The sequence below is a fragment of the Paenibacillus sp. FSL L8-0158 genome (genome assembly GCF_038592965.1).
Classification (GTDB): domain Bacteria; phylum Bacillota; class Bacilli; order Paenibacillales; family Paenibacillaceae; genus Paenibacillus; species Paenibacillus polymyxa_D.
This window is the reverse complement of record NZ_CP151949.1, coordinates 1,547,161-1,573,802: the sequence shown is the minus strand read 5'-3', so window position 1 is coordinate 1,573,802 and position 26,642 is coordinate 1,547,161. Positions and strand designations below refer to the sequence as shown.

Here is a 26,642-nt window from a genome sequence, read left to right as displayed (position 1 = left end):
TATTGGAACTGCTCACTTTATGATCTGTATAAGGTTACCATTAGAGTCATAATGATATTGGAAAACAACCTGACCATCCTGTTCAATATGCTCAAGTCTTCCATTAGCATCATAAATATATTTATATTTTCTGGATAAGCCGCTTTTGACACTATTGCTAAACTCCGAATAGTTTCCAGCCGCATCCCTGGCTTTCACTGCAAACCTGTAAATTTTCTGAGGCTCTAACTGGTTCACTTGAAAGGTTAATTCTCCGGTATTACCTATCATTTGACTATCCCGATACACATCATAGCTAACGACTCCAACATCATCGGTAGATGCTTCCCATGTTAAAACGATGCTGTTCGGTGCAGGCCTGGAGCCGGTTAACTTTTTAGGTTTGGAAGGACTTGTTATATCCTTGGGCAAATCATCAATAGCCGGTATACGATCTAATCGGTCGTTAAGCTGTTGTTTGTCTGCATCATTGAGATGCACTAGTAAAGTGCGAGCCATATTAATCTCAGTTTGTAATTTTGAAGCTTCCGCTTTTTCAACTGCGTGCGTAGCTATCGCCAATTGCTCAGTATAGGCAGCTTTTGCATCAATGATTTTTTGTATTGCTACTACTCTTTCAACAAGCTTGCCCTTGTCCTGATCACGAAGTTTGTTTATTAACTCTATAGCTGTATTTACATCCGTCTGTAATTGGGTTGTCTCTGCTTGTACCACCGCTGCTTCAGCTTTGGCCAATTGTTCTATATATTTGGTATCCAAAACTTTTACAACAAAATTCTGCGATACAGACTTACCTAACGGGTCTGTAGCTGTTATGGTTATCGTCGATTCTCCAGAACTTTGGGGCTGCAAATTCAGTAGTGAGGTATTCCCCCTTGAGTCCTTGACCAATTGGTGGATGACTACGGCTGAGTTGGAATTTGTACCCGAATATTGAAGCTGCTGCTGGTCAGGGTCTGTAAAATATTCGGATAAATCTTTATTTGAGGCTCCCTCATCCATTTCAATCGTGGTAGCTGGAATGCCCTTAATCGTTACTGGCGTTCTATTAATCAAATTTATTACCGATTCCGTAACTTGCGACACATTTCCGGCACTATCTGTTGCGCGTGCCTGTATGCGCGTTCCATACTCATTGACATCAATGGGAGAGTTATACACCTTCCATTCGCTTTGATTAACACGGTATTCCCTTGTCGCTGCATCAGTAGGATAGTTGATTGTCACTCTGATATTATTTGCTACTTCATTTACAGGGCTATTACTGAATGACGGTGGGGCAGGAGGTGTTTTATCAATGTTGTTGATCACCAATGAGTTTTCAGCGCTTATATTCCCGTAATTATCTGTACAACGAGCAAAAATGGTCGTGTTGTCGGATACTTGAAATGGGCTATTATATGTGGTCCACGTACCGTTCGCACCGATTTTATATTCTCGTTGATAATTACCAGGTACTCCGTCCAATTGGATAAGGACATTTTGATTCGTCATCCCTGTCATATTGGAACTTATGTGTGGACTGGCTGGAGTGGTTAAGACAATCCCTGAGTATGTAAAAGTCCCCGAACGTTTAGCTCCATCCCTCTCATCTTTATAAAAGTAACCAACCGTTATAGCATTAGAAGATACAGATACATAGTAAAATTTAACTGATAATGCAAATCCAAGATCTTTGGAATAAACAACTACATTATTGCGAGTGAAAGTGACGTAGGGAGAACTCGCTTGCACATGAACTATCGAACCATCTGACAAGGTTACTGCTTCATGTGTAGATGACGGTTCTGAAGGCGTTGGCTTTTCTTCAGGAGGTCCAATTGATCCTCCTCTGTCTGGTGGTGGGTACAGATCTGGTATTCCACCCGTAAAAGCTGCTGACACTTCTGCCTGAGGAAGCACAGCTATGCTCCACGGAGATAAAAAAACAAATAGGCCAAGCATTGTTAAAACGAATGTCTTAGCATTCTTTCCTTTTCCTCGCTGCCTCACTTCGTTTAAAAAAAATTTCATTTTCAAAATCATCCCCCTGCATATAGTGGTAATGCCTAGTTAGAAGAATACTAAAATTAAAAATAATTTATAATTCAATCATATTTCGCCCTCTTTCAGAAAAATGTATTTTGATTTACATATGATAACAATGTCGTATTAAATTTGTATATAGCGAAGATTGTCGAAATAAAGAAAAATATATAAATATTTTTAAATTGCCATAAATTATGTTTAAAACAATAACATCCTTTTTTAAACATTATATGAATTTGAATATCCAATATACTTTAAGAATCATCCCACTCATTGATTTCAAATAAACAAAATGTTATATTGTCTATAAAATAATCATCATTCAATTGAGGTGTTTGCTAAAATGGATCATTCCGAACTATTCTGGAATGCTGGTATCGAAGAACTGAAGCGTGGATATATTCGCCAAGGAGAGCAGGTAATTTGCCTATTGGACGGACAGCGATTTGAGCAAGGCATCATATATCAGGATCAAGGGGTATTTTATGACGCGGAGAGGTACATGCGACTTCATATTGAGCGGACGTATGGTTCGGTCTTTGACTATTTGATCGGCCTGGACAAAAAGCTGACTGGACTGACGGATCATCAGAATCGTTTGCTTCAGTTATTTTATCAAGGCATGGGTGATGCGGATATTCAAAAAGAAACTGGAATCGGTAGCGCATCTACCATACGTAATCATCGCTTTGGTCTCAAAGAAAAAGAACGGCAGGCCAAAGTATTTCTCACATTAATGGAGCTACTTAAGGAGAAAGACCGTCACGCTCCTGCCATTGTAGAAGTACCCATAGGAGCACGGATGGTGGACGAACGCTACAACATTACGGAAGACGAAAGGCAAAAGGTACTCACGAAGTATTTTCCGAAGGGTACAGACGGACGCCTTAAGACCTTTAAAATGCAAGAAAAGCACAAGCTGATTGTGCTGCGTGAAATTGCGTACCGTTTTGTAAAGGGACAAATATATCATGAGAAAGATATTAATGCGATTTTACAGGAAGTGTATGACGATTATGTCACGGTGCGAAGATATATGATTGAATACAATCTATTGGATCGCAAACCGGATGGCAGTGAATATTGGTTGAAGGAATCTTGAAGCTAGGCGCTTATGAAATCAGCATTTTGCATAATTCGATTCCCAACGCTCGTAGGTACAATATATAGAAGAACTAAAGCGTTTCGATCTATTTATTGCTGATTTGAAAATGCTCTTTGGGATTTATGCAAAATGCTCAAAAAGGAGGATTCGACAATGAATCGAAGAAAAGAACTGGTGCAGCAATACATGGAGATGAAGACAGAGGCAGGAATCTATTGCATTCGCAATACACGTAATGGGAAAATTTTCGTCTCTTCTACGCCGAATTTAAAGTCGCTGAATGGACGGCGTTTTGAGCTAAATATGGGTGGATTTAAGAATAAACAACTACAACAGGAATGGAATGAGTACGGCGAAGATTCGTTTGAATTTGAAGTGCTGGACGTTTTGAAGAAAAAGGAATCAGCGTTCTTTGATGTCAAAGATGCACTAGCAAAGCTGGAGCAGACCTGGCTTGATCGACTCCAGCCTTACGGGGATAAAGGGTATTTGTAAATTACCGATCCACGGGATGCTCTTCCTGAAGGTATCCAAAAATAACAGCGTCGACAAACTGACCTTTTTCATAAAAATAGTCTCTCAGGTGACCCTCTTTAGTAAAGCCACTTTTGAGTAGCAGCCGTTTGGAGCCTTCGTTATCTGGATCAATGAAGGCTTCTATACGGTGAACCTTCGGCAATTGAAAGCCATAATTCACGACCACCTTCATCGCTTCTGTCATCAGACCTTGCCGCCAATATTCCGGTGCCAGCTCATACCCAATTTCAATACGGGAGTGCTCCTTCTGCCAGTTATGAAATCCAATTGTACCCACGATCCGCTCAGGAGCATCTTTTAACGTAATCCCCCAACGAAAGCCCTCTTGCTTCTCATATCTGGTTAGCATCGAACGAATAAATTTTTCGGCTTGCTCTACCTCTGTAAAGCTTTCCAAGTCGTAATATTGTGTGACCTCATCCTTGGAGAAATAACCGAACACATCCTCCGCATCCCCTACTGTAAGCTGTCTTAAACGAAGCCGATCGGTTTCTAAAACCGGAAACGTTTCCATTGCCATGATCTATCTCCTCCTTCACATCGAAGAACCCTATCTTATCAGCCACCAACCAATCCCAACTATCACTCCATTGATGAAGAATAATGCAATACATGCTCTCCACTTGCTGATTCCACTTGTTTGAAAAAAACCTGTTACTTTACTACGACACATGAACAATGTAAACAACAAATTCCAAATAATACGCATACCATATTTTACGTAGTATAAAGCAGGGTTTAACTGTACACCGCCCAACGTTGGAGGGACATCCGGAATAAACAGAATTGCACACGTATAACGCATGGTCTCATATGTAAAATAAAATACTGCCAGCCACCAAGCCCACTTCTTACCAAATAACATGCCGACACCGGCAGTCGTCCCTGCCAAACCGAGTAACGCGATAAATCCTTGAAACATGCCCCTACAAATGCCTACTAACGTAGAAGCCTCATTTAATGCATTAAGCGTCAATAGCTGGGTCACCAACAAAAGTGCTCCATTAAAGATCAATAAAATGGCTGAAATGCTTACACCTAAAGGTCGTTCGAAAACCACGTTGGTTACATAATCTTCTACTTCTTTTTTCGTATACAGATCTGACACTTCTTCTACACTCCTAACCCAATTATATACATCCATTTTCGGGCGGGTATAATAACAGTATGTTCTCGCCTCATTTCCATATATCGGCTTTTAGGAAAATATGGTTTAATCTTCTCTAAAATTCAGTTATCCGTAAGCTAATCATTATTATTCAGTGCAGCCATGCTGCTAATGATCATCCTCTATGGTGTCAAATAGCGTCATGAGAATTTCTATCATCAACTGAATCCCAAATAGAGTAATATCTATCCTTATACTACCATTCCAAGAAGGAATCTGACAAATGAATGGATGGACTACTACTAGCGCTTATGAATGTATACGCGTTATTTTCGTGGCCCTGTAACCTTCAGATGACTGGATATATTCTACTTGATAACCCATTCGGGCATCCAAAAACCCTTCCATAAATGGAAGGCACGGACTGTAAATAAAACTCCCTCCTGGCCGAATGGCTCTAAGCAGTTCCATATATTTGCGAGCGTACTCATGAATATTACCATCTGCCTTCAGATGATGATGTATAAAATGATTGGAGAATGCCATATGTGAAACGATCGTTCCCCATGTGCGTTCCCCAAAGGTGGTCTCTAACCAATCTCCTTGAGTGACCCAACCTTCTGTTTCAGCCAACCGATCTGTTCCGTAAGCCTCAATTCCACAGGCACGTAAATAAGTAACCAACCGTGCCTCAGATCCGCAACCAACATCTAGAACAGGCTCTTGCAAACGAGCAATGTCCAATCCTAGCAGATTGGCTTGCAACTCCGGCGTATATTCCTCACATGGTATCCAAAAGGTATACTCACACTCTGCATACTTAGCAAACATTTCACGTCCGTTGGTACGAGTTAAAAAATCTCTCAAATGCCCGTAATGCTGCTGAAGCAGTAAGTCCAGGGTTGCTCTATCTATACATTTCTTCTGGAACAGTTTCTCAATCCGGGTGAAAAGTCGATCATACAGCTCCGTAAGCTCCCTCGCATGATCTGTGTGAAAATGTAGATATTGATTGGTATTTACAAACTGGGACAGTATTTTAGCCGCTACATCCGTCACAAAAGCGTTATACATATGCTGGCTCTTCAAGCTTTGAAGCATGAAGATCAGTTCTGAGCTTCTCTGCGTCAGCCAGTACGTCATTTCCGTTGAAGGTCCTAACAGAACAGAACCCTCACGCATATAAAATAAACTCCGATGCTGATTGTACAGGAGTTGACCGTTAATAAGATTATGAAGTTGAGCGACTGTCATTCTCGCTTCCTCCTTAAGATTCAGAACATAAAGCCCTACCCAAGCCTATACAATGCTATCTTTGGGTAGGGCCAGCTTATTTTCTAAGTATACCATGGGTATGGAAATAATGTTTTATTGCGAATCTTCCACCTCTACATAAGAGGATAAAGGAATATTCAGCTCACGGATTCCCTGAGCCACCAGCCGAGCTATTTGCTCCGCACCATATTCCTGAAAATGTGTATCATCCTTCACTCCATCAGGAAATGCAGGATACACCCCTGGCTCCAAATGTAAAAATAACGGGAGTGTTCCTTCCAGTCCAAGTGTATCATAGTACGCTATACTCAAGCGGCTAAGATCGACCAGTGCAACATTTGTCTCCGATGCTGTTTCCTCCATGGCCTGCACATATTCTGGGAAACTAATCCGAAACGAGGCACTTGCCGCATCATAATCCCGGCGGCCAACAGGTGTAATTAGCACAGGTGTTGCACCGCGTTGGATGGCTCCTTTAATGTAGGTTTTTAAGTAAACTTTGTAATCCGTGGGTGAAACATAACGCTCTTGGTTGTTGATCGCGGCATCATTATGCCCAAACTGTATGAGCAGATAATCTCCTGGACGGATATTGCGTAAAATATCATCTAACCGCCCTTGTACCAGAAAGGTTTTCGTGCTTCGTCCACCAATAGAACGGTTCACAAAAATAGGCTCATCTGTGAAGAACGGAGCAATCATTTGCCCCCAGCCCGCCTGAGGCTTCATCGCGGATTTATAGGTTTGAACCGTAGAATCTCCCGCAAGGTATACCGAAGGATGTTCTCCAGCCGTTCGAGCATCCTTTGGGGTAATAACCAAAGCGTTAATCTTCGCTTCATTACCTGAGAAATACAGTTCGAGCTGACCGTCGATGAGTGCAAGTTCAAATCCAGCCTCGACAAATTGTCCTGCTGTTTTGGCAGTAGGTTCTACCTTGACGATGGACTCGGCTTTAACCGTAATGTCTGTGTTTCCGGCAGTATCTCCGGCAATCAGGGAAAGCGTGTAATCCGCAGGTGGTAAATTGACAACAAAGGATGATCCTTGAACACGAACAAAATCTGAGCGTATAGCATCACTTCCACCACGATCTTCTTCATTCACTTTGGAAAGATCGGTAAATCCATAGCCTCGCTCAGGCGTGTAAACATCCTTGGCAGTGACCTGTGTGTAGCCTTCAGCTACGTTGCCGGGGCCAAAGTCAAATCGAAGAGGCGCCGCAAGCTGTTTTTCGGCTAATGCCTGCCCTGGGATAAGTATGGTTGCAAACAATAAGCTGAACCCTGCGCATAATCCAATCATCTTACCGAACAACCTGTGACGCTTTCCCTTTTGTTTCAAGCGCAACCCTCGCTTTTCAGTTTATTTGAGTGGTTTGTCATCGTCTATACGTGTATTGATCCCCGCCAGCTTTTTACAGCCTTGGTCCAGCGTCCAGGATACCACAATGCCAACCGTGTACCTGATCAGATCCGCAGCCAGGAATCCTTTCCCAAGCACCAAGCCGCCCAGCGTCGTTGCCCGAATGTGGTTAATCCAGGGAGCCTGATATATCTGGCTGAACTCAATGGCGAAGCAAAACAACAAGCTGCCCCACAGGGCTACGGACAATTGACGATTCACCCACAACATTCTCAGCCCAAAATAAATCATGCACGCCCACAAGGCATCCCCAAAGTGATTAGCAACGAATTCAGGCAACCGGGAGGAGAAAACTCGGCTTCCCAAACCCAACAAGATCGTGACCAGCACAGCAACTAGGTACGCAGCGCGGGCCTTCCAGCGGAATTTCGCCTTTATTTTCCGATTGGCCTTCCTGCTGACGCTCTTACGAACGCTCCTCATGCTAAATCACCTGTCCTAATGCTGGGACATCTTCGCCAAGCTGATGGAAATTCGTAAAGCATCCTCTTTTGGATAGCGCTTGCAAGATTGCTGAACCTTTTGCTGATGTCATATTGTATGCACACCAACTTGTCTGTATTTTTCATAATATAATTAATCATAATGAGCCTCCGTAATATCGTACAAACATATCAGCAACTTCCAAACTGTTCATGTGAGGATACTAAAATTCAATACCACGCACCTTGGCAAAAACCATTTGGTGTGCCATGCTTCCCTTTTCATCATACTCGACGTTTCTTAAAATCCCCTCCAGTGTAAAACCTGCACGTTCCGCTACCTTGGCGCTGCGCGTATTTCTGGAATCACAACGAATCTCCAACCGATTGGCATGCAAATGCTGTATGGCAAAATCCGTAATACCGTGCACGGCCTCTGTTATAATGCCTTTTCCAGTCCATGATGTTCTGAGCCAATACCCAATTTCAAATCTTCGTGCTTCCCAATCAATACGATGCAGACCGCTGCTAGCTACAAATTCTCCCGAAGCCGTATCAAATATATACAACATCATGTCAGACCGATCGAGAAATTTAAGTCTGGCTTGGCGCGAACGGATTTCAGATTCCTCTGCCGTAGGAAGATTTCTTGCAAACGGAAGCCAAGGCCGCAGTTCATTCGCACTTTCTCGCATCGCCTCATTGACTGCCGCTCCATCCCCCCACTGCGGAGCGCGTATGGTCAATCGCTCCGTCTGGAATTGGTCAGGGAACGATAAGAGAATGGGATTCGGTTGCTGCTCCATACTCATGATGCACCCTCCTCCTTATTCGTTGAATAACTGCGACGATCCAGCCAACCTGTGATCTCACGCAAACTCCCAATCTGATAGTCCGGTACAATGCCCGTTTCCTGCCACGTCATAAAGCCTTCCAGCCAGATGGTATGCAATCCTGCACTTTGTGCACCACGAATATCATTTGTCGGGTGATCGCCTACATAACAGGCATGGCCGGGATCGACAATGTCCAGTTCATTTAGAGCCAACTCGAAAATTCGAGGATTAGGCTTCTGGATGTTGACGCCGCCCGATACGATAATGGAATCCACATAATCCCTCAGCATAACTCGGTCGATTTTCGCTTGCTGCGTGCGGAGTGAGCCGTTGGTAATAATACCAAGCTTCAAGCCACGCGACCGCAGTTCGGACAATACTTCCTTGGCCCCGTCCATCAACACCGTAAACTTATGAAATTCACTATACCAAAAGCCCAGCATCTCTTGTACTGACGTATGGGGATTTTTCAGTTCCAAGTCTGCATGCAGCTCGCTATACAGTTCCTTCTTATCCCGGTATCCGTCCTGATCCGCCAATCGTATCTGTTCAACGACAGCCGCGCGGATCGCCGGTTCTTCTGCCACAATAAATCGTTCTATAAAGCGATCTGTATATGCCGCAAACGCTTGTTTACGATGAATAAGAGTATTATCCAGATCAAAAATGATTGCTTCTATGGACATAAATAGCTCCCTTCCTTCATCCTTTTGCACTGATTAGGCTGAAACAAACTGAACAATTCCTATTAGAAATAAAAGAAAAAAAATAGACAAGAAAATAATGATCATGTACTTCAAGATTCTCTTGGAGGTCGACTTTTGTTCTAGTTTGGTCTCGATCTGGGTCAACCTTTCTTTGATTTCTTCCAAATCCTGCTCCACCTTCACATCATGCTCCCCTTCCTTCGTTTCGACTTATTCATCTTCCTGACACTCACTCACACAAGTTGCTCCAAAAACGCACTTTTTTTACGACATTAAAATCAATTTGTTCATAAGGCTTTTCCCCAAATTCCAGCTTGAAATACTCCTGCAAACATTCTCCATACACGATAATATCCGTTTGATATACGGAAAATACCGGATTTCCTTCTTCAGATGGCTGCTCTGGGATATACCGATGTCCGTTGATTGGGATTAGCTTGGGCACACGTAAAAACTCACGTTTACATATATCAACAGCTTCCGCCGAATCTGTCGGTTTTTCGCTCCATTCGGGAGGCCAGAATATATGCTGCTCCACATCAAAAATCATACCTTCCAGCGGCCAATCCAACCTCTGCCGGATTACACTCATCCGTTGTGGTGACGTATCTCTCCAAGGGATAAAGCTTTTACCGATGGGAAGAACACTCATCAGAAGCTCCCTCAAATCGGGCGGGAAGTGAATATCATACCTGCCTTCGACGTCGGTAATCTCCTGCATGGATAAGCCTGGAGCTAGGGTCACATCGTGTTTACGTAATAAATCTATGATATAAGCGATATCCATCTCTTATCGACTCCTCAGCAGCTAGCGCGCTCGGTATCCATGATCATCATATGTACTTCTTTCTAGTGTAGTTCAATAGGAAAAGAAATCCAAGACCTATCCGCAATACATTGCTGAATAAGCTTGGATTATATGAGAGTCCTTCATTAGAATGTATGACTTCTATGCTTGCTGTCCGTTCACCTGAATATCTACGGATACTTGCTGCCCCAACCAAACCCGCATGCGATTCCACGAAAAAACCTGCTCCATGTGAAATACACCAAATGGAAGTTCTGAACGGTACAGGGCGAGCGCTGCAAAGACGGCTGCCTTAGCGGTTAATTCAGACTGATGGTGACCCCTTAGCCGGCATTCAACCTTCGTTTCCTTGCCATTGAGAGTTCCTCGAGCATCTACCTTGACCGCTACAGCATTCCCTCCTATATGTACCTTGCCAAAGCTGCGAACCACCGCATCACGCACGGTTTGCTGTCGGAGTAGACCTGATACTCCTATCGTTCGAAGTCCTGCCAGAAGCCGGGTGGTCAGGCGCGAATCGAAGCAAAGGCGTGTGCTAACCGTAGGAACTTTGAGCGTACGAGGAAGTGTCTGCTGATCCGAAAAAGGGAATCGATACGCCCGATGACGACCCACTCCTGCACCAAAATCTGCTACTTTGCCATCGGTAAAGCTTTTTCGAGTCACAGGACGTCCCTGTTCTATAACCTCTAAATCGGCATGAATCTGATCTACTGTCCACTCAATGGCAGCCTGACCGTGTCGATCCCCCAAGCCTAGCATCAAAGATATATTCAACTCATCCGTCTGATCCATGAGCTGTGTCGCTTGCAGTGCCAACAGATTGGTCAGTCCCGGAGCTAATCCTACACTTAACAGGGCTGTGGCCTGATAATCTCGGGCCTCCTGGTGACACTGCTCCACCTGACTCAAAAAGTCCGCATTCGCGGTAATATCCATGTAATGCACCCCATGTCGAAGACAAGTACGTACCAAGGCCGTATTGTCCTGATCCAGACACATGATCACCAATTTGACTTGCTCTAATATCGAAGGGTCCATCGGCTCATAAATATTAAGCTGCAAAGGCCGTATCTTACCATGCGATTGTTGGCTAAATTCAGTAGCCCGCTCCAGGCTACGACCTGCGGCAAATACCTTGCCGGGAAACATTTCACTTAACTCCGTGCATACCATTTTTCCAACATGGCCATACCCGCCAATAATGATGATGTTATCCTTTGTCATAAGCCGTCTCTCCCTCTTTAACCGCAAACCATGCGTTTACTAAAAAAGCGCCATAATACCGGGTGATGTGGGTAAAACCCGCATCTATCAACAGTTCCTGTATTGCCGCATTGGATACCGGGTTTGACTCACGACCGATGGAAGCAGAGAATCGTTCCCAATCCTCCAGCGAAATGCCTTGACTTAGCATATGACCTTTCCACGCCTGCATTTGGATGGTAAAAGAAGGATCCTGCGGATTCCCATTAATAGAAGCTAGACAAAAAGGCGCACCTGGCTTGAGTCGAGCGGATATCTGACGTAGCAATGCCTGTTTACTTTCCAAGTTCTGAAGAAAATGAAGCACCAGCAGGCAGGTTGCAGCGTCATAGACTGGTTCTCTGCATGACTCTTTGCTGTGCTTTTCGCGCTGTTCTTCAAGCTGTTCTCCAGACAAATCTTCCAACGTACCTGCAACAAACGATATTTTTGAACTGATGCCCGCATGTGTCACACGCTTACGTGCCAAATCCAGCATGTGCTCAGAGGGATCTACTGCCGTAAAGGACCATGCTTCATGGCGCCCTCCAAGCGTAATCAATTCCTGACCGCCTCCAGCTCCGACAATTAGCACATTTGGATCTATATTTCGAATATGAGCTTGTGCCTCAAATTGTGCGGCTATCAAACCGTCTGTCATCTCGTACAAATGAGCATATCCAGGTATTTTTAAAGCAATCGTATCCGCGTACTTGTGCACATTCGGATGATTCCAGCTCATAGGTTGATTTGAGTCCGTATTTCCAATAGGGGTATGTTTCATATGTGCTTTCCTCCAATCATTTAGCCTTGATCTTCCCAGGCCATTCGTTTATTGTAGATTTAATTAAGAATCATTCTCAATTATAAAGACAATACGAATATCCACCATCCCATAAATGTGGGATTTAATAATCGCGCTTGAGAATATCCAGCTTTCTCGATAGGAGTAAATGATGAACGCACACTACAAGCACACCCTAATCGACCGCTTGCGTACTCAGGTTACTTTCGATGCGGCGTGCTGTACCTCGGTAGATCCGCGTACGCTGCTTTCCACAGGGGCATTTACAGAGTCGGGTGTGGAGGACATTCATAACAAACTGCTAGAATACGAATACCTGCACGACGATATGATGAAATATGATCAGTTGGTGCGAGAAGGACAGTCTGTAGCGACGCTACATGGGTCTACACAAGGCCAACCGGATCGGAGCACACGATATAGAGATGTTTTGCAACCCGCCGGATTCGGGGACGAGCTACGTGTTCCGTTTATGTACAAAGGGAGCTGTTGGGGATTTCTTACGTTGTTCCGTCATCACGGAAAGCCTGTATTCAGCGTGGAAGAGCAACAACTGCTTGAAACGTTAGCGCCGTCCATAGCCTACCATCTGCGTCAGGCCAGTGTCGGTTTATCTTCAGCCCCTGTCATGACCACGGAAAATGAACTTGAGCCAGGAGTTCTAATGCTTTCCGATAAGCTAGAACCGATCTCGTCCAATACAGTAGCAATGCAGTGGCTAAAGCTGCTTCGGCAGCAGGAGGGAATCCATGAAGACGGCCTTCCGGCTCCTGTCCGGGCGGTATGCTTGCGAGCGCTATCCACTGCCACTGCACCAGCACGACTATGTATCCCTTCCGCAGACGCAGGAACCCCATGGGTAACCATCAGAGCCACCCTTCTGCAAGGCGGACAGAAGCATACGGGCCAGAAGCAGCTAGCCGTATGGTTTGAGGCTGCTAAAGCAACTGACATGCTACCGCTTATGGCCGACGTGTACTCATGGTCCGAACGAGAGAGACAAATTGTCCAACTCATTGTTCAGGGCTTTTCGACCAAGGAGCTGGCCAGCGCACTTCATATTACTGCCTACACGGTGCAGGATCACCTGAAAGCGATTTTCTTGAAAACAGATGTAAGCAGCCGTCGTGAGCTAGTATGGAAGGTATATTCCAGATTCAATTAACCTATGTAAAAAAGACAGATGACCCGATTAGGGATCATCTGTCTTTGCATCACTGCTCTATTGGAATGCCAGAGCCTTATTTCTTCGAAGAGGAGTTCGTATCATCGTATGACACTGGTGAGGGCTTCGCAATCCATTCATCAGCCTCAGGCTCGATATCCACGCCATTTTCCAGCTTCGTTTTCTCCATCAAGGAATCTCCGTCCTCGTCCTTCTTGTTGCGGATTTTCGCTTCGTCTTGAGTGTGGTCGCTCATGTTGATTCCTCCTTTTTTAATTTCATCTGATGGTTGTACCTTACTCATAATTACCCATTGCTGTCCTGTACAAACCTCTACACGACCAGATGACCTTTTTTCTCCGCCGGTCCAATGGTCGCCTCAATGCCAGCATTAAACTCCAGAAAGTCACTTTCTACTCCATCACTGAAAATAACTCCGTTTTCCGGCATCTGCGATGCAATCCGTAACGGTTTTTCGGCTGCTACCTGACCAAACACGAGATCCGCAGCAGTCGTTCGACTGGGGAATGGTTCTCTCACCGTAAAATAAAGCGATGGCGAACTCCAGGTTGCACGATGATCATGACTCATTCCGTCTGCTGTCCCTTCCTGACTGAAGGCTGCACCGGGCATCAGTTGGCCTGGAGTCAGCGAGATTGGATGCCGTGTAGCACTGCCGACAATTCCGGCCGCTCCAGCCAACACACTAGTCAGCCAGCCTGTCGCTCCCAATCCGGTTGAAACGATAATCCCGCTGGAGGATTGCTGCTCTACCTGGTCCTCCAGCCTTAGCTCATATCTCGCGGAGACATGAGTTTTGCGCCCAATGAACAAATCATTTACGGCATACAAGGATTGGCCATCATTTAGTTGGGCCTTAGCCAGTGTAACTTCCTTAATTGGCCGTCTGTGCACGAACACATCCGGCACTACCCAGCGCAGGTCGGATACGGTAAACGGCAGCAATACCCCGTCCCAGCGCAGTGGATCTGGATTCACACCGATAAGCGGCTGCTCGGTCAAATATTTTAATGTGTTGGCTACCAGCCCATCCTGACCCAGCACCACCACTGTATCCTGCTCACCAAAAATAAAGTTCGGCACATGCTCCCGCTCCACAATCTGAACACGCCCCAAGGCCGTTAACTCTGACGTTGCCGTTGCCACCGCCCTGCGGTAATTTTCGTCCTCCAGCACATAATCACTGAAATCCGCACCCAGCCGTTCCATAAAGAAGCGCGCCTGCTGCACCGTATTGTATCGGACAATCAGTTCCTCCAGTCGCGTTTTACGCTTCACCAAAATGATCTTCTGCTCTGTCATTCGGCCGCTCATCGTGTTCTTCCTCCAGACCCTCTCGATCCTGCTGATCCGCTAGCTCCCGTATCTGACAAGAGACCTTGCAGCAGATCCGGCGTAATATTCAGCTGACCGATTTTCCCTGCATTTTCTGCAAGCTCCTGGAATGCAATCGCAATTAGTTTATCCGGGCTCATATCCATGTTAGCCATAGCTTGAAGTACGTTCGGTTCAACATCCTGCAACGATTTCATGACTGCTGTCAGCTCATAGGCCTTGGCATCAGCTTCTGCCTTTTTATTCATTACGGTCAGCTCAATCAGCTCGCGTTTTTTCTCCTCCAAGGCCGTGTCAAATCGTAGCTGTTCCTCTTTCATCTCGCTTTGCTTTTGCTTTACAGAACGCTCGGCATCGAGTTGAGTTTCGCGGATTTGTTTCTTTTTCGTCTCCACTGCAATCTCCGTATTCAGCTCGTTTTCCTTCACACGCCGCTCTTGCTCAATAGATGCATTACGACGCTCATACAAAGCATGATCCGCGTTGCGAAGAATCTCTTCCCTCGCTTGAGCTTCCAGCGCTCTCATCGTCTCCTTATTCGGTAGAATCGCCAAAATCGACAGCCCCATAACCTCAATGCCGAGCTTTTCCATTTCCGTATGCTGAGCAATATCCTTCGTCATGTTTTGCGCCAGACGTTCACTGGACTGAACGGCTTCTTTGAGCGGGACACGCTCCAAATATTTTTTTGTAAGCACCTTAGCGATGTTAATCACCCGTTGGGCCAGCTTGCTTGGATCATCCGAAATGTAGCGTCGTTCCTTCAAGTCATACGTATAGTTTAAAATCTGCGTCGTTCTCCGATAATCCACAATTCGATAAGTCAGTTGTCCCTGTACCGTCACCGCCTGAAAATCATTCGTCATGTCCTCAAACATGAACGGCGCATCAATGGAAGAGACGGGCACGACAACAACCGAGGTGGTCGGGGCGTAGTAATAAAAGGATAATCCAACACCCTCCCGAACCACCTTCCCGTTTTTCACCTTCATCACATATTCACTGGGCTGAAATTTAACAAAATTAAATCCAAACATAGCCGCTTCCCCGCTTTCATTATAGTTTATAATATTTTGTTATTATCATTTTGTTATTAACAATAAAATAACATATGTTTCCGATAATATCAATATGACATTTATAAAAAAATAAAGGCTGTTTCCCCTCCGATACGCTCGGTTAGAGGAAACAGCCTGATTCGTTCTCTGCCGTCCTATGAAACTTTAAAGATCAACAAAAAATTGTATGATATCATCAAAAGGTGCTACATTTGACATCATTTCATGGGTCATATATGAACAACAGTTGTATAGTTGTATAAAGATATGATGGCTCCCCGGATTAGCGACGCACTGCATCGGCCTTAGGACGCAAGGAATCCGGCCTCATATCTGTCCAATGTGTGCTGATATAATCCATACATGCCTCACGGCTGTCTGTCTGGTGAACGACCTCCCATCCAGTTGGTACATGCTGGAAATCAGGCCAGAGTGAATACTGTCCTTCTCCATTCATCAGCACTAAATAACCACCTTCATTCTGCTCAAAAGGATTAATCATGGTTTGTTTTCCTCCTTGCGATTGTGATGTATTGATTTAGAAAGCCTGTATAGTTTTGCTGCCATCAGTTTTCCAATATGAGCCAAGGGTCCCGGCTGGCACAGATCCTTATGACGGCAATCCAGTTCATGCTGCTCTAGCTGTCCATCAATATAGGGAAGCCAGGTTTCTGGAGCAATCGGCTCAAACCAATCTGGGATAATTGTAGATCGGAAAAATAATATATCGCCTTTGAACCGTCTCGGAACGTACTCCCCCAAGATACGCACAGAATTTACATAAGTATCCTTGAGGTTTAAAATCGTCTCCTCGCTGAGGCTGGCCAAGGCGCTACCATCGCTTCGTAAGATATGCAGGGCGGTGGAAAGCTGCAAAGGCTCATCATTGAGACTATCCGGGTCATAACCCCCCAGAGCCAACAGAGCGATTAACGCTTCCTCCTCATCTGGTCCTCCCCGCAGCGGCAAATGGTTGCTTGGGTAGGAATCCAGCATGGTCAGAATCGCAATCGTCTCTCCTTCGTATTGAAGCTGTGTCGCTATTGCATGAGCTACATTCCCTCCCAAAGACCACCCCAACAGATGATACGGTCCTTTGGGCTGAATAGTGCGAATATGACGAATATAATCGGCTGCCATATCATCCAGCGTATGTGGCAATTCCTCCTGTCGGGCGATCCCGCGAGCCTGTAAGCCATAAATGGGATAATCCTTGCCCATGGACTGGATCAAGCCCGCATAACACCAGCTTAATCCGCCTGCCGGGTGTACACAGAACAACGGAGCTTGCAATCCGCTTGCCCGCAAAGGCAGCAAAACGTCCAAAGCCCCTTGACTGGCACCTACGTTCAACTGCTCGGCTAGGCCAGCCACTGTTGGCGTTCCAAAAAGGTTGCCAATGCCCAACTCGATACCCAATGCCTCGCGGATTCTACTAATCAGCTTCACAGCCAGCAATGAATGACCGCCCAGATCAAAAAAGCCATCATCTATACTGATTCGCTCCATGCCAAGCGTCTCGGCAAACAAATCACACAGGATTTCCTCCTGTGGCGTTCGCGGTCCCCTTCCTCCACCCGCAGCCATCTGCATGGGAGCAGGTAATGCTTTACGGTCCAGCTTGCCATTAGGTGTAAGCGGGAGATCGGATACCGTGACAAAAGCTGACGGTATCATATAATCAGGCAAGCTGACTCCTGCATGCAGTCGGAGTCTGGACGCTTGCGGTTCACCGCCAGGTACAGGGACAATATAGGCGACGAGTCGTTTGTCCCCCGGCTGATCTTCGCGGACAATGACCGCTGCCTGAGCCACATCATCATGCCGAACCAGCACCGCTTCAATTTCTCCCGGCTCAATGCGAAAACCACGTATTTTGACCTGCTGGTCAGCACGTCCGGCATACTCCAGCGAGCCGTCAGACCGCCAGCGGGCCAAATCACCTGTCCGATACATCCGGCTCCCCGGTAAACCGTACGGATCGGCTACAAAACGCTCTCCCGTCAAAGCGGGTCTTCCCAAATAGCCTTGTGCCAATCCAGCACCGGCGACATATAAATCACCCGTTACACCCGGCGGGACAGGCTGAAGTCGATGATCCAGCACATACACTTGCAGGTCAGGGATGGGACGCCCAATCAGACTGTTTGCTTTTTCAGCCACCATATCACGATCCAACGCAATATAGCTGACATGTACAGTTGTCTCCGTAATCCCATACATATTCACCAAGGTAGGTGCATCGTCTGCATGACGCTCATACCATGCAGTCAGCCGGCCCAGTTCCAGAGCCTCACCACCAAATACGACATAACGCAACGCCAGCTTTTGTGAAAGGACAGGCTGTTCAAGATCAGCCTGCATCAGTTGATAAAATGCCGAAGGTGTCTGATTGAGCACCGTTACGCTCTCGTCCACCAGCAATTGCAGGAATTGCTCCGGAGAACGACTGACAGTATATGGCACAATGACAAGACGGCCTCCATGCAGCAACGGTCCCCAAATTTCCCATACTGAAAAATCAAACGCATAGGAGTGGAACAGAGTCCATACATCCGATGGACCAAAATGAAACCAGGGCTGCGTCGAATCAAACAAACGCGCGACATTTTGATGAGGAATAACTACACCCTTTGGTTTTCCGGTAGAACCGGACGTATAAATAATATAGGCAGGATGAAGCGGCAACAAAGGTATCAGACGGTCTGCATCCACCGGGTTCCGGTCGGGATATGACTTCAGCTCCTTATTTATCTGAGGATCCTCCAGTACAACCGGGAATACCGTGCTTGTTACCGGAATTGAGGATATTGCCACGTGAATGCTGGTAATCATCAGAGCAGGTGAAGCATCCTCCAGCATATATGCAAGACGGTCTGCCGGATAATCAGGATCTAGCGGCAAGTAGGCGGCTCCCGATTTAAGCACAGCCAGTAATGCAATAACCATATCCAGTGACCGAGGAAGCGCCAGCGCCACAATGCGATCTGGACCTGCACCACGCGCTATCAGCAGATGCGCCAGTCGATTGGCACGCGCGTTCAATTCCTCATAACTTAGCTGGTTGCCTTCGTATGTAACTGCAACAGCTCCCGGGGTACGGGCAGCCTGTTGTTCGAATAAAACAGGCAAGCTCGAGGTAGACGCTTGGTTAGGACAAGTGCTCGCGTTCGTGTCACGGTTCCACTTCACGAGAATTTCGTGTCGTTCCTCTGGCCCCAAAATATCCAGGGCCCCTATCGGTTGTTCTGTATTAGCCACCGCGGCCGCTAATAGCCGTTCCAGCCGTACCTTCATAGCTTCTATCGTTTCTCTTTTAAATAAATCGGTATTGTATTCGATCCATCCCTCGATTCCATCAGGTCGCCCGTCTGTGGTCCGACACTCGCGCAGCTCCACCGTCAGATCAAATTTCGCTGCACCCACGCTAGCCAATTGCAGATGAGTCTCCACACCGGGCAACAGCAATTCGGGATCAGGGGTGTTTTGTAAAGCAAGCATAACCTGAAACAATGGATGTCTCGATCTGGAACGTGTAGGGTTCAGCATCTCTACAAGCCGCTCGAAGGGTACATCCTGATGTTCATACGCATCCAGACAAGTACGACGGACCCGTTCCAACAGCTCACGGAAAGTAGGGTCGCCCAATGTGTCGATACGAAGCACCAGCGTGTTGATAAACAAGCCCACGAGATGATCCAGTCCCTCTGCGTTACGTCCCGCTATCGGACTGCCCACCGGGATATCCGTCCCTGCACCCAATCGGGTTAGCAATGCGGCCAACCCGGCCTGCACCACCATAAACAGGCTGGCCCGACTTTCACGAGCCAAACGCAGCAACTGCTCATGCAATTCGGGAGCGATACGCAATACTACGGTATCTCCCCGGTAGCTGGCCTCGGAAGGGCGTGGATAGTCTGTAGGCAGATCTATTTGATCCGGCAGACCTTTCAATGCGTCGTGCCAATAAGCAAGCTGCTTGTTCATCAGGCTGCCAGTCTCGTTCTCCCTGCCAAGTAGCTCCTGCTGCCATAACGCATAATCCGCATATTGTACAGGCAGCATCGGCAACACCGGTGCCATGCTTTCAGGATGTGCGGATTGTTCCGCATGTGCATAACGGTCGATGTGCGCAGCATAGGCTGTAGCCAAATCACGTGTGAGTGCATTCAGCGACCAGCCATCTCCGACAATATGGTGCAACGTCACGAGCAGCACATGCTGATCAGCAGACAGCGTGAACAGCTCCGTTCGCAAAGCCGGCTCCACTGCAAGATCAAAGCAGTAACGGGACCCTTCAGCAAGTAAGTGTGGCAGCTCTGCCTCACAAATTTTCGTCACACGGAGTACAGGCCAAGCTTGCTGCGTTTCCAGAATGACCTGCTGCGCTACACCTTGCACATCTGGAAAAATCGTACGCAGCGTCTCATGGCGGGCCACGATGTCTCCTAAGGCAGCTTGAAGTGCCTCCACATTTACATCCCCCGACATACGGATAACGAGTGGGATATTATATGTAGGGCTTGGTCCCTCCATCCGATGCAGGAACCATAATCGGCTCTGGGCGAAGGAGAGAGGAATTCGTTGTGGACGTACGGCCGGGAGCAATGAGGGCCTTAAGCTCTGCCCTTGGTCCAGTCGTTCCGCAAAACTGGCAACCGTAGGAGTTTCAAACAGGCGGCCTATATTCACTTCTACCCCGAATACCTCTCGGATTCTGGTCATCAAGCGTGCGCCAAGTAGCGAGTGACCGCCCAGATCAAAGAAACTGTCATCAATACCGACTATCGGTAGTGCCAGCACTTCTGCGAACAGGTCACACAGCATGGCTTCCTGTGGTGTTCTGGGAGTACGGACGTGGAGAACCTTATCCATAACAGGAGCAGGCAATGCCTTACGGTCCAACTTGCCATTGGGCATGAGCGGCAAGGCCTCCAGCAGCATAAACGATGAGGGTACCATATAATCGGGCAGACTCGCAGCGGCATATTCACGTAACGCCAGTGAATGCAAACGATGAGGTGATGAGCCCAAGTCCCCTCTTATACTTTGATATCCAAAAGGTTCGGCAGGCGCTTTTTGTTCGGATTGCTCACTTTGTCCCGATGACCTACCCGGCTCCTGCTGAATAGTCTCTGTCTCGGCTCCGGTAAGCACCGGCGTTGCTGTGGCAGCGATCGGTACGATATAGGCAACCAACCGCTGATCGCCCTCGCGGTCCTCACGGACAATCACAGAAACCTGGGCTACATCGGGATGCCGCGCCAAAACGGCTTCAATTTCACCCAGTTCTACGCGGAAGCCGCGAATTTTAATCTGGTGGTCCGCACGCCCCCCGTATTCAAGAGATCCGTCCAATCTCCAGCGAGCCAAATCTCCAGTTCGATACATGCGGCTCCCCGGAGGCCCAAACGGATTGGCTACAAAGCGCTCCGCTGTCAAATCCGGACGGCCGTAATATCCCCGAGCCAGCCCATCCCCGGCTATGTACAGGTCCCCTGTGACCCCAGCCGGAACTGCCTGAAGACTACCGTCAAGCACGTACACTTGCGTATTGCGGATAGGTCTGCCGATAGCCGGTGTTCCCGTGTCCCCTTTTTCGATGGAAGCTGCAGTAGACCAAATCGTCGTTTCGGTGGGACCGTACAGATTCGTAATGCGGCAATCCAGACGCTGGAGTGCATGCAGCAATTCCTCTGGAAGAGCCTCGCCTCCAACCAGCACCCGCAAGCCCCGAATAGCCTCTGCATGTTCCGTTGCCAGCACATGCCACAGCGTAGGCGTCGCCTGCATCAGGGTAGGCTGTGAACGGTTAATCAACTCGGCCAAAGCAGACGGCTCCTGAACGGTTTCCTTCCGGGCAATAATCAGTTGCGCACCATTCAACAAGGGCAAATAGATTTCCAGTCCGGAGATATCAAAGGATATCGTCGTAACTGCCAGCAGTCGATCCTGCTCACACAACGTGAATTGATCCTGCATGGCAAGCAAAAAATTTGTCAGGCTCTTGAAATTAATAACGACTCCCTTCGGCTTGCCTGTCGAGCCAGAGGTATAAATAATATACGCAGGATGGTCCGTGGATAGAGGCTGAACACGTTCACGGTCCGTAGGGTTCGTATCCGGGTAGGCTGATAGTTCATGATTATATTCGTTCAAAACAGCCGCCGAATCCCCTTGGCCGCTTCCTCCATCCAAAAGCATACGTGGCACAGAAATGTCTGCCGGAATGCAGTCCGCTACCTGGGCATTGGTTAAAATGCAGACCGGAGACGCATGCTCCAGCACATAAGCAACACGATCCTGCGGATAATCAGGGTCCAGTGGAACATAGGCCGCGCCCGTTTTAAGCACAGCCAGCATCCCTATAACCATGTTGACGGAGCGAGGGAGCATCAGGGCAACGATCTGCTCCGGTCCTGTCCCGTGAGCAATCAGCCAATGGGCCAATCGGTTCGCCCGCTTATTTAGCTCCTTATAGCTAATTACCATGTCGTCGTCACATTCCACAGCTACAGCATCAGGTCTAAGTTCCGCCTGTAGCTGGAGCATTTCCTGTAAGGAAGCGATTGGCATCGGACTGGAAGAACGATTCCAGCCCTCCAGTATAAGCTGACGCTCCGCAGGCAGCAGGAGGTCGATTTGTCCAATCGGCTGTTCTGGTTCCGAAGCTGCGACCTTTGTAAGCAACTGCAAGAAATGCTGTTGATGCTCTTCTATTTCCCGTTTGCTATACATAGCAGGGTTGGCATCCCAATCTATGCGCAATCCAGATCCGTCCGACCTGTCATAGACATTCAAGGACAGATCATCAACCGGGCCTGCCGACAGGTTATGTGTAGTTCCGCGAGAACCGCCAAAATCCAACTCATAGTCAAATGGCATAATATTGACCAATGGACCAAACAATCTCCTGTTTTCACTAAGCAAGCGCAGATCACGCCGTAGCTCCTCATGCCTGTATTTTGCATGACGCCGTATCTCACCCAGCTCCTGTACTAATTGACAGAGCAATGTGGCTACCTTCATTCCTGGCTGAATCGACAACCGCAGCGGCAGCAAATTCATCACCATACCCGGTACACGGAGCGAGGCTGAGCCTAATCGGTTCATCACCGGCAAGCCAAGTATAACGTCTTGTGCACCTGTGAGCCGGTGAATATAAATAGCCATTGCCGCCAAAATTACATCCGGCCAGCTCACGTTGAGACGTTCCGCAGCCATCCGAAGACGTTCACGCTCCGCAGAGGTGACGTATGCTGTATAGCGTATGAAATCTCCAACCGCCACTTCTTTCGGAGTTGCATGTTTAGAGTTTCTCGTTGCATGGTCTGCTAAACTAACCACCTCGAACCCATCGGCAAAGCGTTTGATCCAAAATTCACGCTCCTGTCCAAACTTTTCCGAGACGCGATAGACCGAATCTTCCTCCAATAGTTGACTAAACCGCGGAAAGCACCCCTCTTCGTCCAAGCGGCCTTCCGCTAAAGATGTGTACAGTTGAGCCACCCGCTGCGCTATGAGCGAAAAGCCAAAGCCATCCAATGCAATATGATGAACACGCTGATACCAGAAAAATTGATGATGACCTACCCGAAACAATGCCTGTGTAAACAGTGGCCCTTGGGTAAGATCAATCGGCTTCAGCAAATCATCCCTCATCCAGACTTCAGCAGCTTTACGAGGATCAGGAGCTGCGCTTACATCGATTTGGTGCAGCGTCCATTCCCCCGAAGGCATAATCATCTGCCAGGGTCCATCCTCATCCTCTCCGAACCGCAAATGCAGTGATTCAGCCTCTGCCATCGTGCGGCGAAGTGCTTCCTTAAAGCAAATGGGATCGACCGGCCCGTGAATTTCAACGTATTCACCGGTATTATAGGCCGGATTTTGCAAATCCATCTGTTGGGCAAACCAAATACCCGCCTGCGCTCCAGACAAAGGAAGACGAATATCCTGATGCTTGAGCATACACAAACCCTCCTTTAAAGGGAAAAATAGTCGTAATTAGGCAATATATGCCTAGTTCGCGAAGACAACAGCTTCCACCAATCAGCAAGTGTCGGACGTTCAGCCAACTCCACGAACGTTACCTTCACCCCGTAGCGGCGCCATTTTTCCACAAGACTCATCATACGAATCGAATCCAATCCCCTATCCATCAGATTATCGTCGGCAGCCAATCCTTCCGGTGATTCCTGCAGCAGTCCTGCGACCTGCTCACGTACCAATTGTTCAGTTAATTGCGGAGCCGCAGACACTTCCTTTTCAGCCATTGCTGAATCTGAAGTCTTTGCCTCGCTTTCTCTTTCACCAGGCTTCTGGTCAGCTATGCCTGTCTGAGCTGTAGCCATATTTCCACTTTGCACCTGAGCACCTTCCGTTGCTGACCCCTTCGTAATCTCCAACTCGTCAATCAAGGGGGCAGTCAGCATCGTAACCGCGCAACGCTCAGCAGCGTAAGTCAGGGCCATTTTGTGGTATTCCAGTGAAAAGTCCCCCAAGGCGTCAGCTACAAAAAAAGGCTGAATATCCTTCATAAATGCCTCGGTCGCGGTCATTAGACAGCCAATATGTGCGTAAATACCGGTAATCATGATCTGATCGCGATGATATTGCCGCAATATATCGTCTAAATTGGTTTTTTGAAATGCGCTATACCTCCATTTCGTCAAAACAATATCCTGATCCGAAGGGGCAAGCTCGTCCACAATCTCCTTTTGAACAGGTCCATCATCCATCCCCTTGCCCCAAAAGTCCTGCTGTAGCCCCCTTTTCTCCGGAGCCTGACCTCCCGGCTGCGCCGAATAGATTACAGGTATCCCAAGCTGCTGGCAGTGGCTTTTCAACAGCTGGATGTTAGCGATCAACTCCTTGACCGGAGATTGTCCAGCCTCAAAAGCGGTAACAAAATATTGCTGCATATCATGAATCAACAGCACTGCACGTCTGGAATCAGGCCGCCATGCCACTTTATTTTGAGGCATATCCGAAGCACTCGGCATCGGATATGCTGAGATTGGAGGAATAGCCATCATATCGCTTCCTTTCATTTTTCGATTCATTACGAGTATCTGTCTTGCGTTATGTGTTCTTGCTCATCGTTATGTCTCCATGCGGTTCAGGTGCAGATGCTAGCTGCTGTGTAATCATTTCCCGCAATGCTTTTTTACTAACCTTGCCTACACTGGTCTGTGGAAACGCTGATATAAACTCAATTCTGTCAGGAATTTTGTAAGCCGCCAAACCACGTTCACGCAGAAATTTCTTCAACTCCATGACGGTCGGTACTTTCTCATACGGGATAATAAAAGCACAGGAACGTTCACCCAAATATTCGTCAGGCATGGCTACAATCGCTGCGTCATGCACACCGGGATGGGCCAGCAAATGATTTTCAATCTCCTCAGCCGCCACTTTCTCCCCGCCCCGATTAATTTGATCCTTGGCTCGGCCTTCCACAATCACATTGCCATCGGGACTCAACCTCACCAAATCGCCCGTACGATAAAATCCATCCCGCGTAAATGTTCTTGCATTATGCTGATCCGCCTTATAATAACCCCGAATCGTGTAAGGTCCGCGTGTAAGCAAATGGCCTACCTCTCCCTGTGCCACTTCCTTGTCCTCATCATCCAATATTTTAATTTCATCGTCGATTGAAATGGGACGTCCCTGAGTTGCTACAATGATATCCTCCGGATCATCCAGTCTGGTATAATTGACCAGCCCTTCCGCCATACCAAACACCTGTTGCAGGGTACACCCGAGTTCCGGCTTTATCCGACGAGCAGCCTCCTCACTGAATTTGGCTCCCCCTACTTGAAGCACCTGAAGACTGGACAAATCACAGCTTCTCGACGAAGCACTATCAAGCCATGCCAGCGCAAGCGGCGGGACCAAAGCAGTAATAGTTACTTGCTCCTGTTCAATCAATGGAAAGGCATCATCTGGACTGGGAGTAGGTGCAAGTACAATTTTGCCTCCCGCATACAAAGTTCCGAAGACACCCGGGGAACTGAGCGGGTAATTGTGAGCCATGGGAAGCGCGGCTAAATACACGCTATTTTCATCCAGACCGCATATTTCAACACTGCCCCGCAGACTGTAAATATAATCATCGTGTGTCCTTGGAATCAGCTTGGGTAAGCCTGTACTCCCACCGGAAAGCTGGAGAAAGGCAATATTCCCCGAAAGCACCTGGGGTAACGACTGATCGGGTTCGATATACAATCCGGATAGAGCTGTAAATTCCTGCGGCTTGCCTACGACAATGACATGACGCAGGGTTGCCACTCTGGCTTGTATCTCTCTGGCCAGTCCACGATAGTCAAAGCCCGAATATACATCTGGAATGATATAAGCGACCGCCTCGGAAAATTCACCGAAATAGGCAATCTCGCTACTTCGATGAGCCGGAAGCGAGAATATGGGTAACGCCCCCAATCTGAACAGCGCAAAGCATACATCAAAAAACTCCACGATATTCGGTAACTGAACGATGACCCGATCCGCCGGTCTAATTCCCAACTGGTAAAGTCCAGCTGCCAGCTGATTTACTTTTTCGTCCAATTCACGGTAGCTTGTACTTGTTTGACCGTCCGTCACTGCCGTCCGGTCACCTTGCAATACTGCACGCTCCCGCAACATTTCTCCAAAGGTCACTCCCTCCCAGTAGCCTGCCTTCCGGTAACGTTCGGCAAATTCCTGCGGCCATGTAGGGCATCCGGGCAACATCATGATATTCCTCCTCTTTCTGTAT

At 47.4% G+C, this 26,642-nt stretch carries 21 protein-coding genes; 3 read left to right on the top strand and 18 right to left on the bottom strand.

Features of this window, described 5'->3' with window-relative positions; all coding sequences use genetic code 11:
- Positions 1-12: 12 nt before the first annotated feature.
- Entirely contained in the window at positions 13-2,013 is a 2,001-nt protein-coding gene (locus NSQ68_RS07100) for a fibronectin type III domain-containing protein (protein ID WP_307350384.1), read from the bottom strand.
- A gap of 358 nt (positions 2,014-2,371) precedes the next feature.
- Here NSQ68_RS07100 and NSQ68_RS07095 point away from each other — a divergent pair, with 358 nt between their 5' ends.
- Positions 2,372-3,130: a DUF2087 domain-containing protein gene (locus NSQ68_RS07095; protein WP_342428408.1), complete on the top strand. Its 759-nt coding sequence runs from the start codon at positions 2,372-2,374 to the stop codon at positions 3,128-3,130.
- A 156-nt stretch (positions 3,131-3,286) separates the two neighbouring features.
- Positions 3,287-3,628, top strand: a complete 342-nt coding sequence (locus tag NSQ68_RS07090) for a GIY-YIG nuclease family protein (RefSeq protein WP_209949591.1) — start codon at positions 3,287-3,289, stop codon at positions 3,626-3,628.
- Between the two features lies 1 nt (position 3,629).
- Here NSQ68_RS07090 and NSQ68_RS07085 read toward each other — a convergent pair whose 3' ends face one another.
- From NSQ68_RS07085 to NSQ68_RS07040, 10 genes are all read right to left on the bottom strand, one after another.
- Positions 3,630-4,190, bottom strand: a complete 561-nt coding sequence (locus tag NSQ68_RS07085; protein ID WP_307348847.1) for a GNAT family N-acetyltransferase — start codon at positions 4,188-4,190, stop codon at positions 3,630-3,632.
- Between the two features lie 30 nt (positions 4,191-4,220).
- Positions 4,221-4,778, bottom strand: coding sequence for a hypothetical protein (locus tag NSQ68_RS07080; protein ID WP_307348845.1), 558 nt, complete (start codon positions 4,776-4,778; stop codon positions 4,221-4,223).
- Between the two features lie 309 nt (positions 4,779-5,087).
- Positions 5,088-6,032, bottom strand: a complete 945-nt coding sequence (locus tag NSQ68_RS07075; RefSeq protein ID WP_342428407.1) for a class I SAM-dependent methyltransferase — start codon at positions 6,030-6,032, stop codon at positions 5,088-5,090.
- 114 nt (positions 6,033-6,146) lie between these two features.
- On the bottom strand, positions 6,147-7,358 hold the full coding sequence (locus tag NSQ68_RS07070; RefSeq protein WP_307350382.1) for an SGNH/GDSL hydrolase family protein: 1,212 nt from the start codon (positions 7,356-7,358) through the stop codon (positions 6,147-6,149).
- Between the two features lie 60 nt (positions 7,359-7,418).
- Positions 7,419-7,901 carry a DUF2809 domain-containing protein gene (locus NSQ68_RS07065; RefSeq protein WP_307348840.1) on the bottom strand — a complete coding sequence of 161 codons (483 nt, stop codon included), beginning with the start codon at positions 7,899-7,901 and terminating at the stop codon, positions 7,419-7,421.
- Between the two features lie 223 nt (positions 7,902-8,124).
- On the bottom strand, positions 8,125-8,712 hold the full coding sequence (locus tag NSQ68_RS07060; RefSeq protein WP_307348838.1) for a GNAT family N-acetyltransferase: 588 nt from the start codon (positions 8,710-8,712) through the stop codon (positions 8,125-8,127).
- The gene (locus NSQ68_RS07055) at positions 8,709-9,422 is read right to left on the bottom strand and encodes an HAD family hydrolase (protein WP_307348836.1); all 714 of its coding nucleotides are present in this window, start codon (positions 9,420-9,422) and stop codon (positions 8,709-8,711) included. Before NSQ68_RS07055 ends, NSQ68_RS07060 begins: the two co-directional genes overlap by 4 nt.
- 250 nt (positions 9,423-9,672) lie before the next feature.
- Positions 9,673-10,230: an SMI1/KNR4 family protein gene (locus NSQ68_RS07050; RefSeq protein WP_307348833.1), complete on the bottom strand. Its 558-nt coding sequence runs from the start codon at positions 10,228-10,230 to the stop codon at positions 9,673-9,675.
- Between the two features lie 162 nt (positions 10,231-10,392).
- Complete coding sequence (locus tag NSQ68_RS07045) at positions 10,393-11,478, bottom strand: saccharopine dehydrogenase NADP-binding domain-containing protein (RefSeq protein WP_342428406.1); 1,086 nt, start codon at positions 11,476-11,478, stop codon at positions 10,393-10,395.
- Entirely contained in the window at positions 11,465-12,280 is an 816-nt protein-coding gene (locus NSQ68_RS07040; protein WP_307348828.1) for a class I SAM-dependent methyltransferase, read from the bottom strand. The genes NSQ68_RS07045 and NSQ68_RS07040 overlap by 14 nt, the downstream gene beginning before the upstream one ends.
- A 172-nt stretch (positions 12,281-12,452) precedes the next feature.
- Here NSQ68_RS07040 and NSQ68_RS07035 point away from each other — a divergent pair, with 172 nt between their 5' ends.
- The gene (locus tag NSQ68_RS07035; RefSeq protein ID WP_342428405.1) at positions 12,453-13,466 is read left to right on the top strand and encodes a LuxR C-terminal-related transcriptional regulator; all 1,014 of its coding nucleotides are present in this window, start codon (positions 12,453-12,455) and stop codon (positions 13,464-13,466) included.
- A gap of 76 nt (positions 13,467-13,542) precedes the next feature.
- Here the strand turns inward: NSQ68_RS07035 and NSQ68_RS07030 are convergent, their stop codons facing one another.
- The 7 genes from NSQ68_RS07030 to NSQ68_RS07000 form a co-directional block, all read right to left on the bottom strand.
- A complete protein-coding gene (locus NSQ68_RS07030; RefSeq protein ID WP_013309345.1) occupies positions 13,543-13,722 on the bottom strand; it encodes a hypothetical protein in 180 nt (59 codons plus the stop codon).
- Positions 13,723-13,799: 77 nt separating this feature from the next.
- Positions 13,800-14,801 carry a sugar kinase gene (locus NSQ68_RS07025; RefSeq protein WP_342428404.1) on the bottom strand — a complete coding sequence of 334 codons (1,002 nt, stop codon included), beginning with the start codon at positions 14,799-14,801 and terminating at the stop codon, positions 13,800-13,802.
- Complete coding sequence (locus NSQ68_RS07020) at positions 14,798-15,859, bottom strand: SPFH domain-containing protein (RefSeq protein ID WP_342428403.1); 1,062 nt, start codon at positions 15,857-15,859, stop codon at positions 14,798-14,800. The genes NSQ68_RS07025 and NSQ68_RS07020 overlap by 4 nt, the downstream gene beginning before the upstream one ends.
- Positions 15,860-16,163: 304 nt before the next feature.
- A complete protein-coding gene (locus NSQ68_RS07015) occupies positions 16,164-16,382 on the bottom strand; it encodes an MbtH family NRPS accessory protein (RefSeq protein WP_342428402.1) in 219 nt (72 codons plus the stop codon).
- Entirely contained in the window at positions 16,379-23,851 is a 7,473-nt protein-coding gene (locus tag NSQ68_RS07010; RefSeq protein WP_342428401.1) for an amino acid adenylation domain-containing protein, read from the bottom strand. Before NSQ68_RS07010 ends, NSQ68_RS07015 begins: the two co-directional genes overlap by 4 nt.
- 14 nt (positions 23,852-23,865) lie before the next feature.
- Positions 23,866-24,915: an isochorismatase family protein gene (locus tag NSQ68_RS07005; protein WP_342429089.1), complete on the bottom strand. Its 1,050-nt coding sequence runs from the start codon at positions 24,913-24,915 to the stop codon at positions 23,866-23,868.
- 49 nt (positions 24,916-24,964) lie between these two features.
- Complete coding sequence (locus NSQ68_RS07000) at positions 24,965-26,617, bottom strand: (2,3-dihydroxybenzoyl)adenylate synthase (protein ID WP_342429088.1); 1,653 nt, start codon at positions 26,615-26,617, stop codon at positions 24,965-24,967.
- Positions 26,618-26,642: the final 25 nt, after the last annotated feature.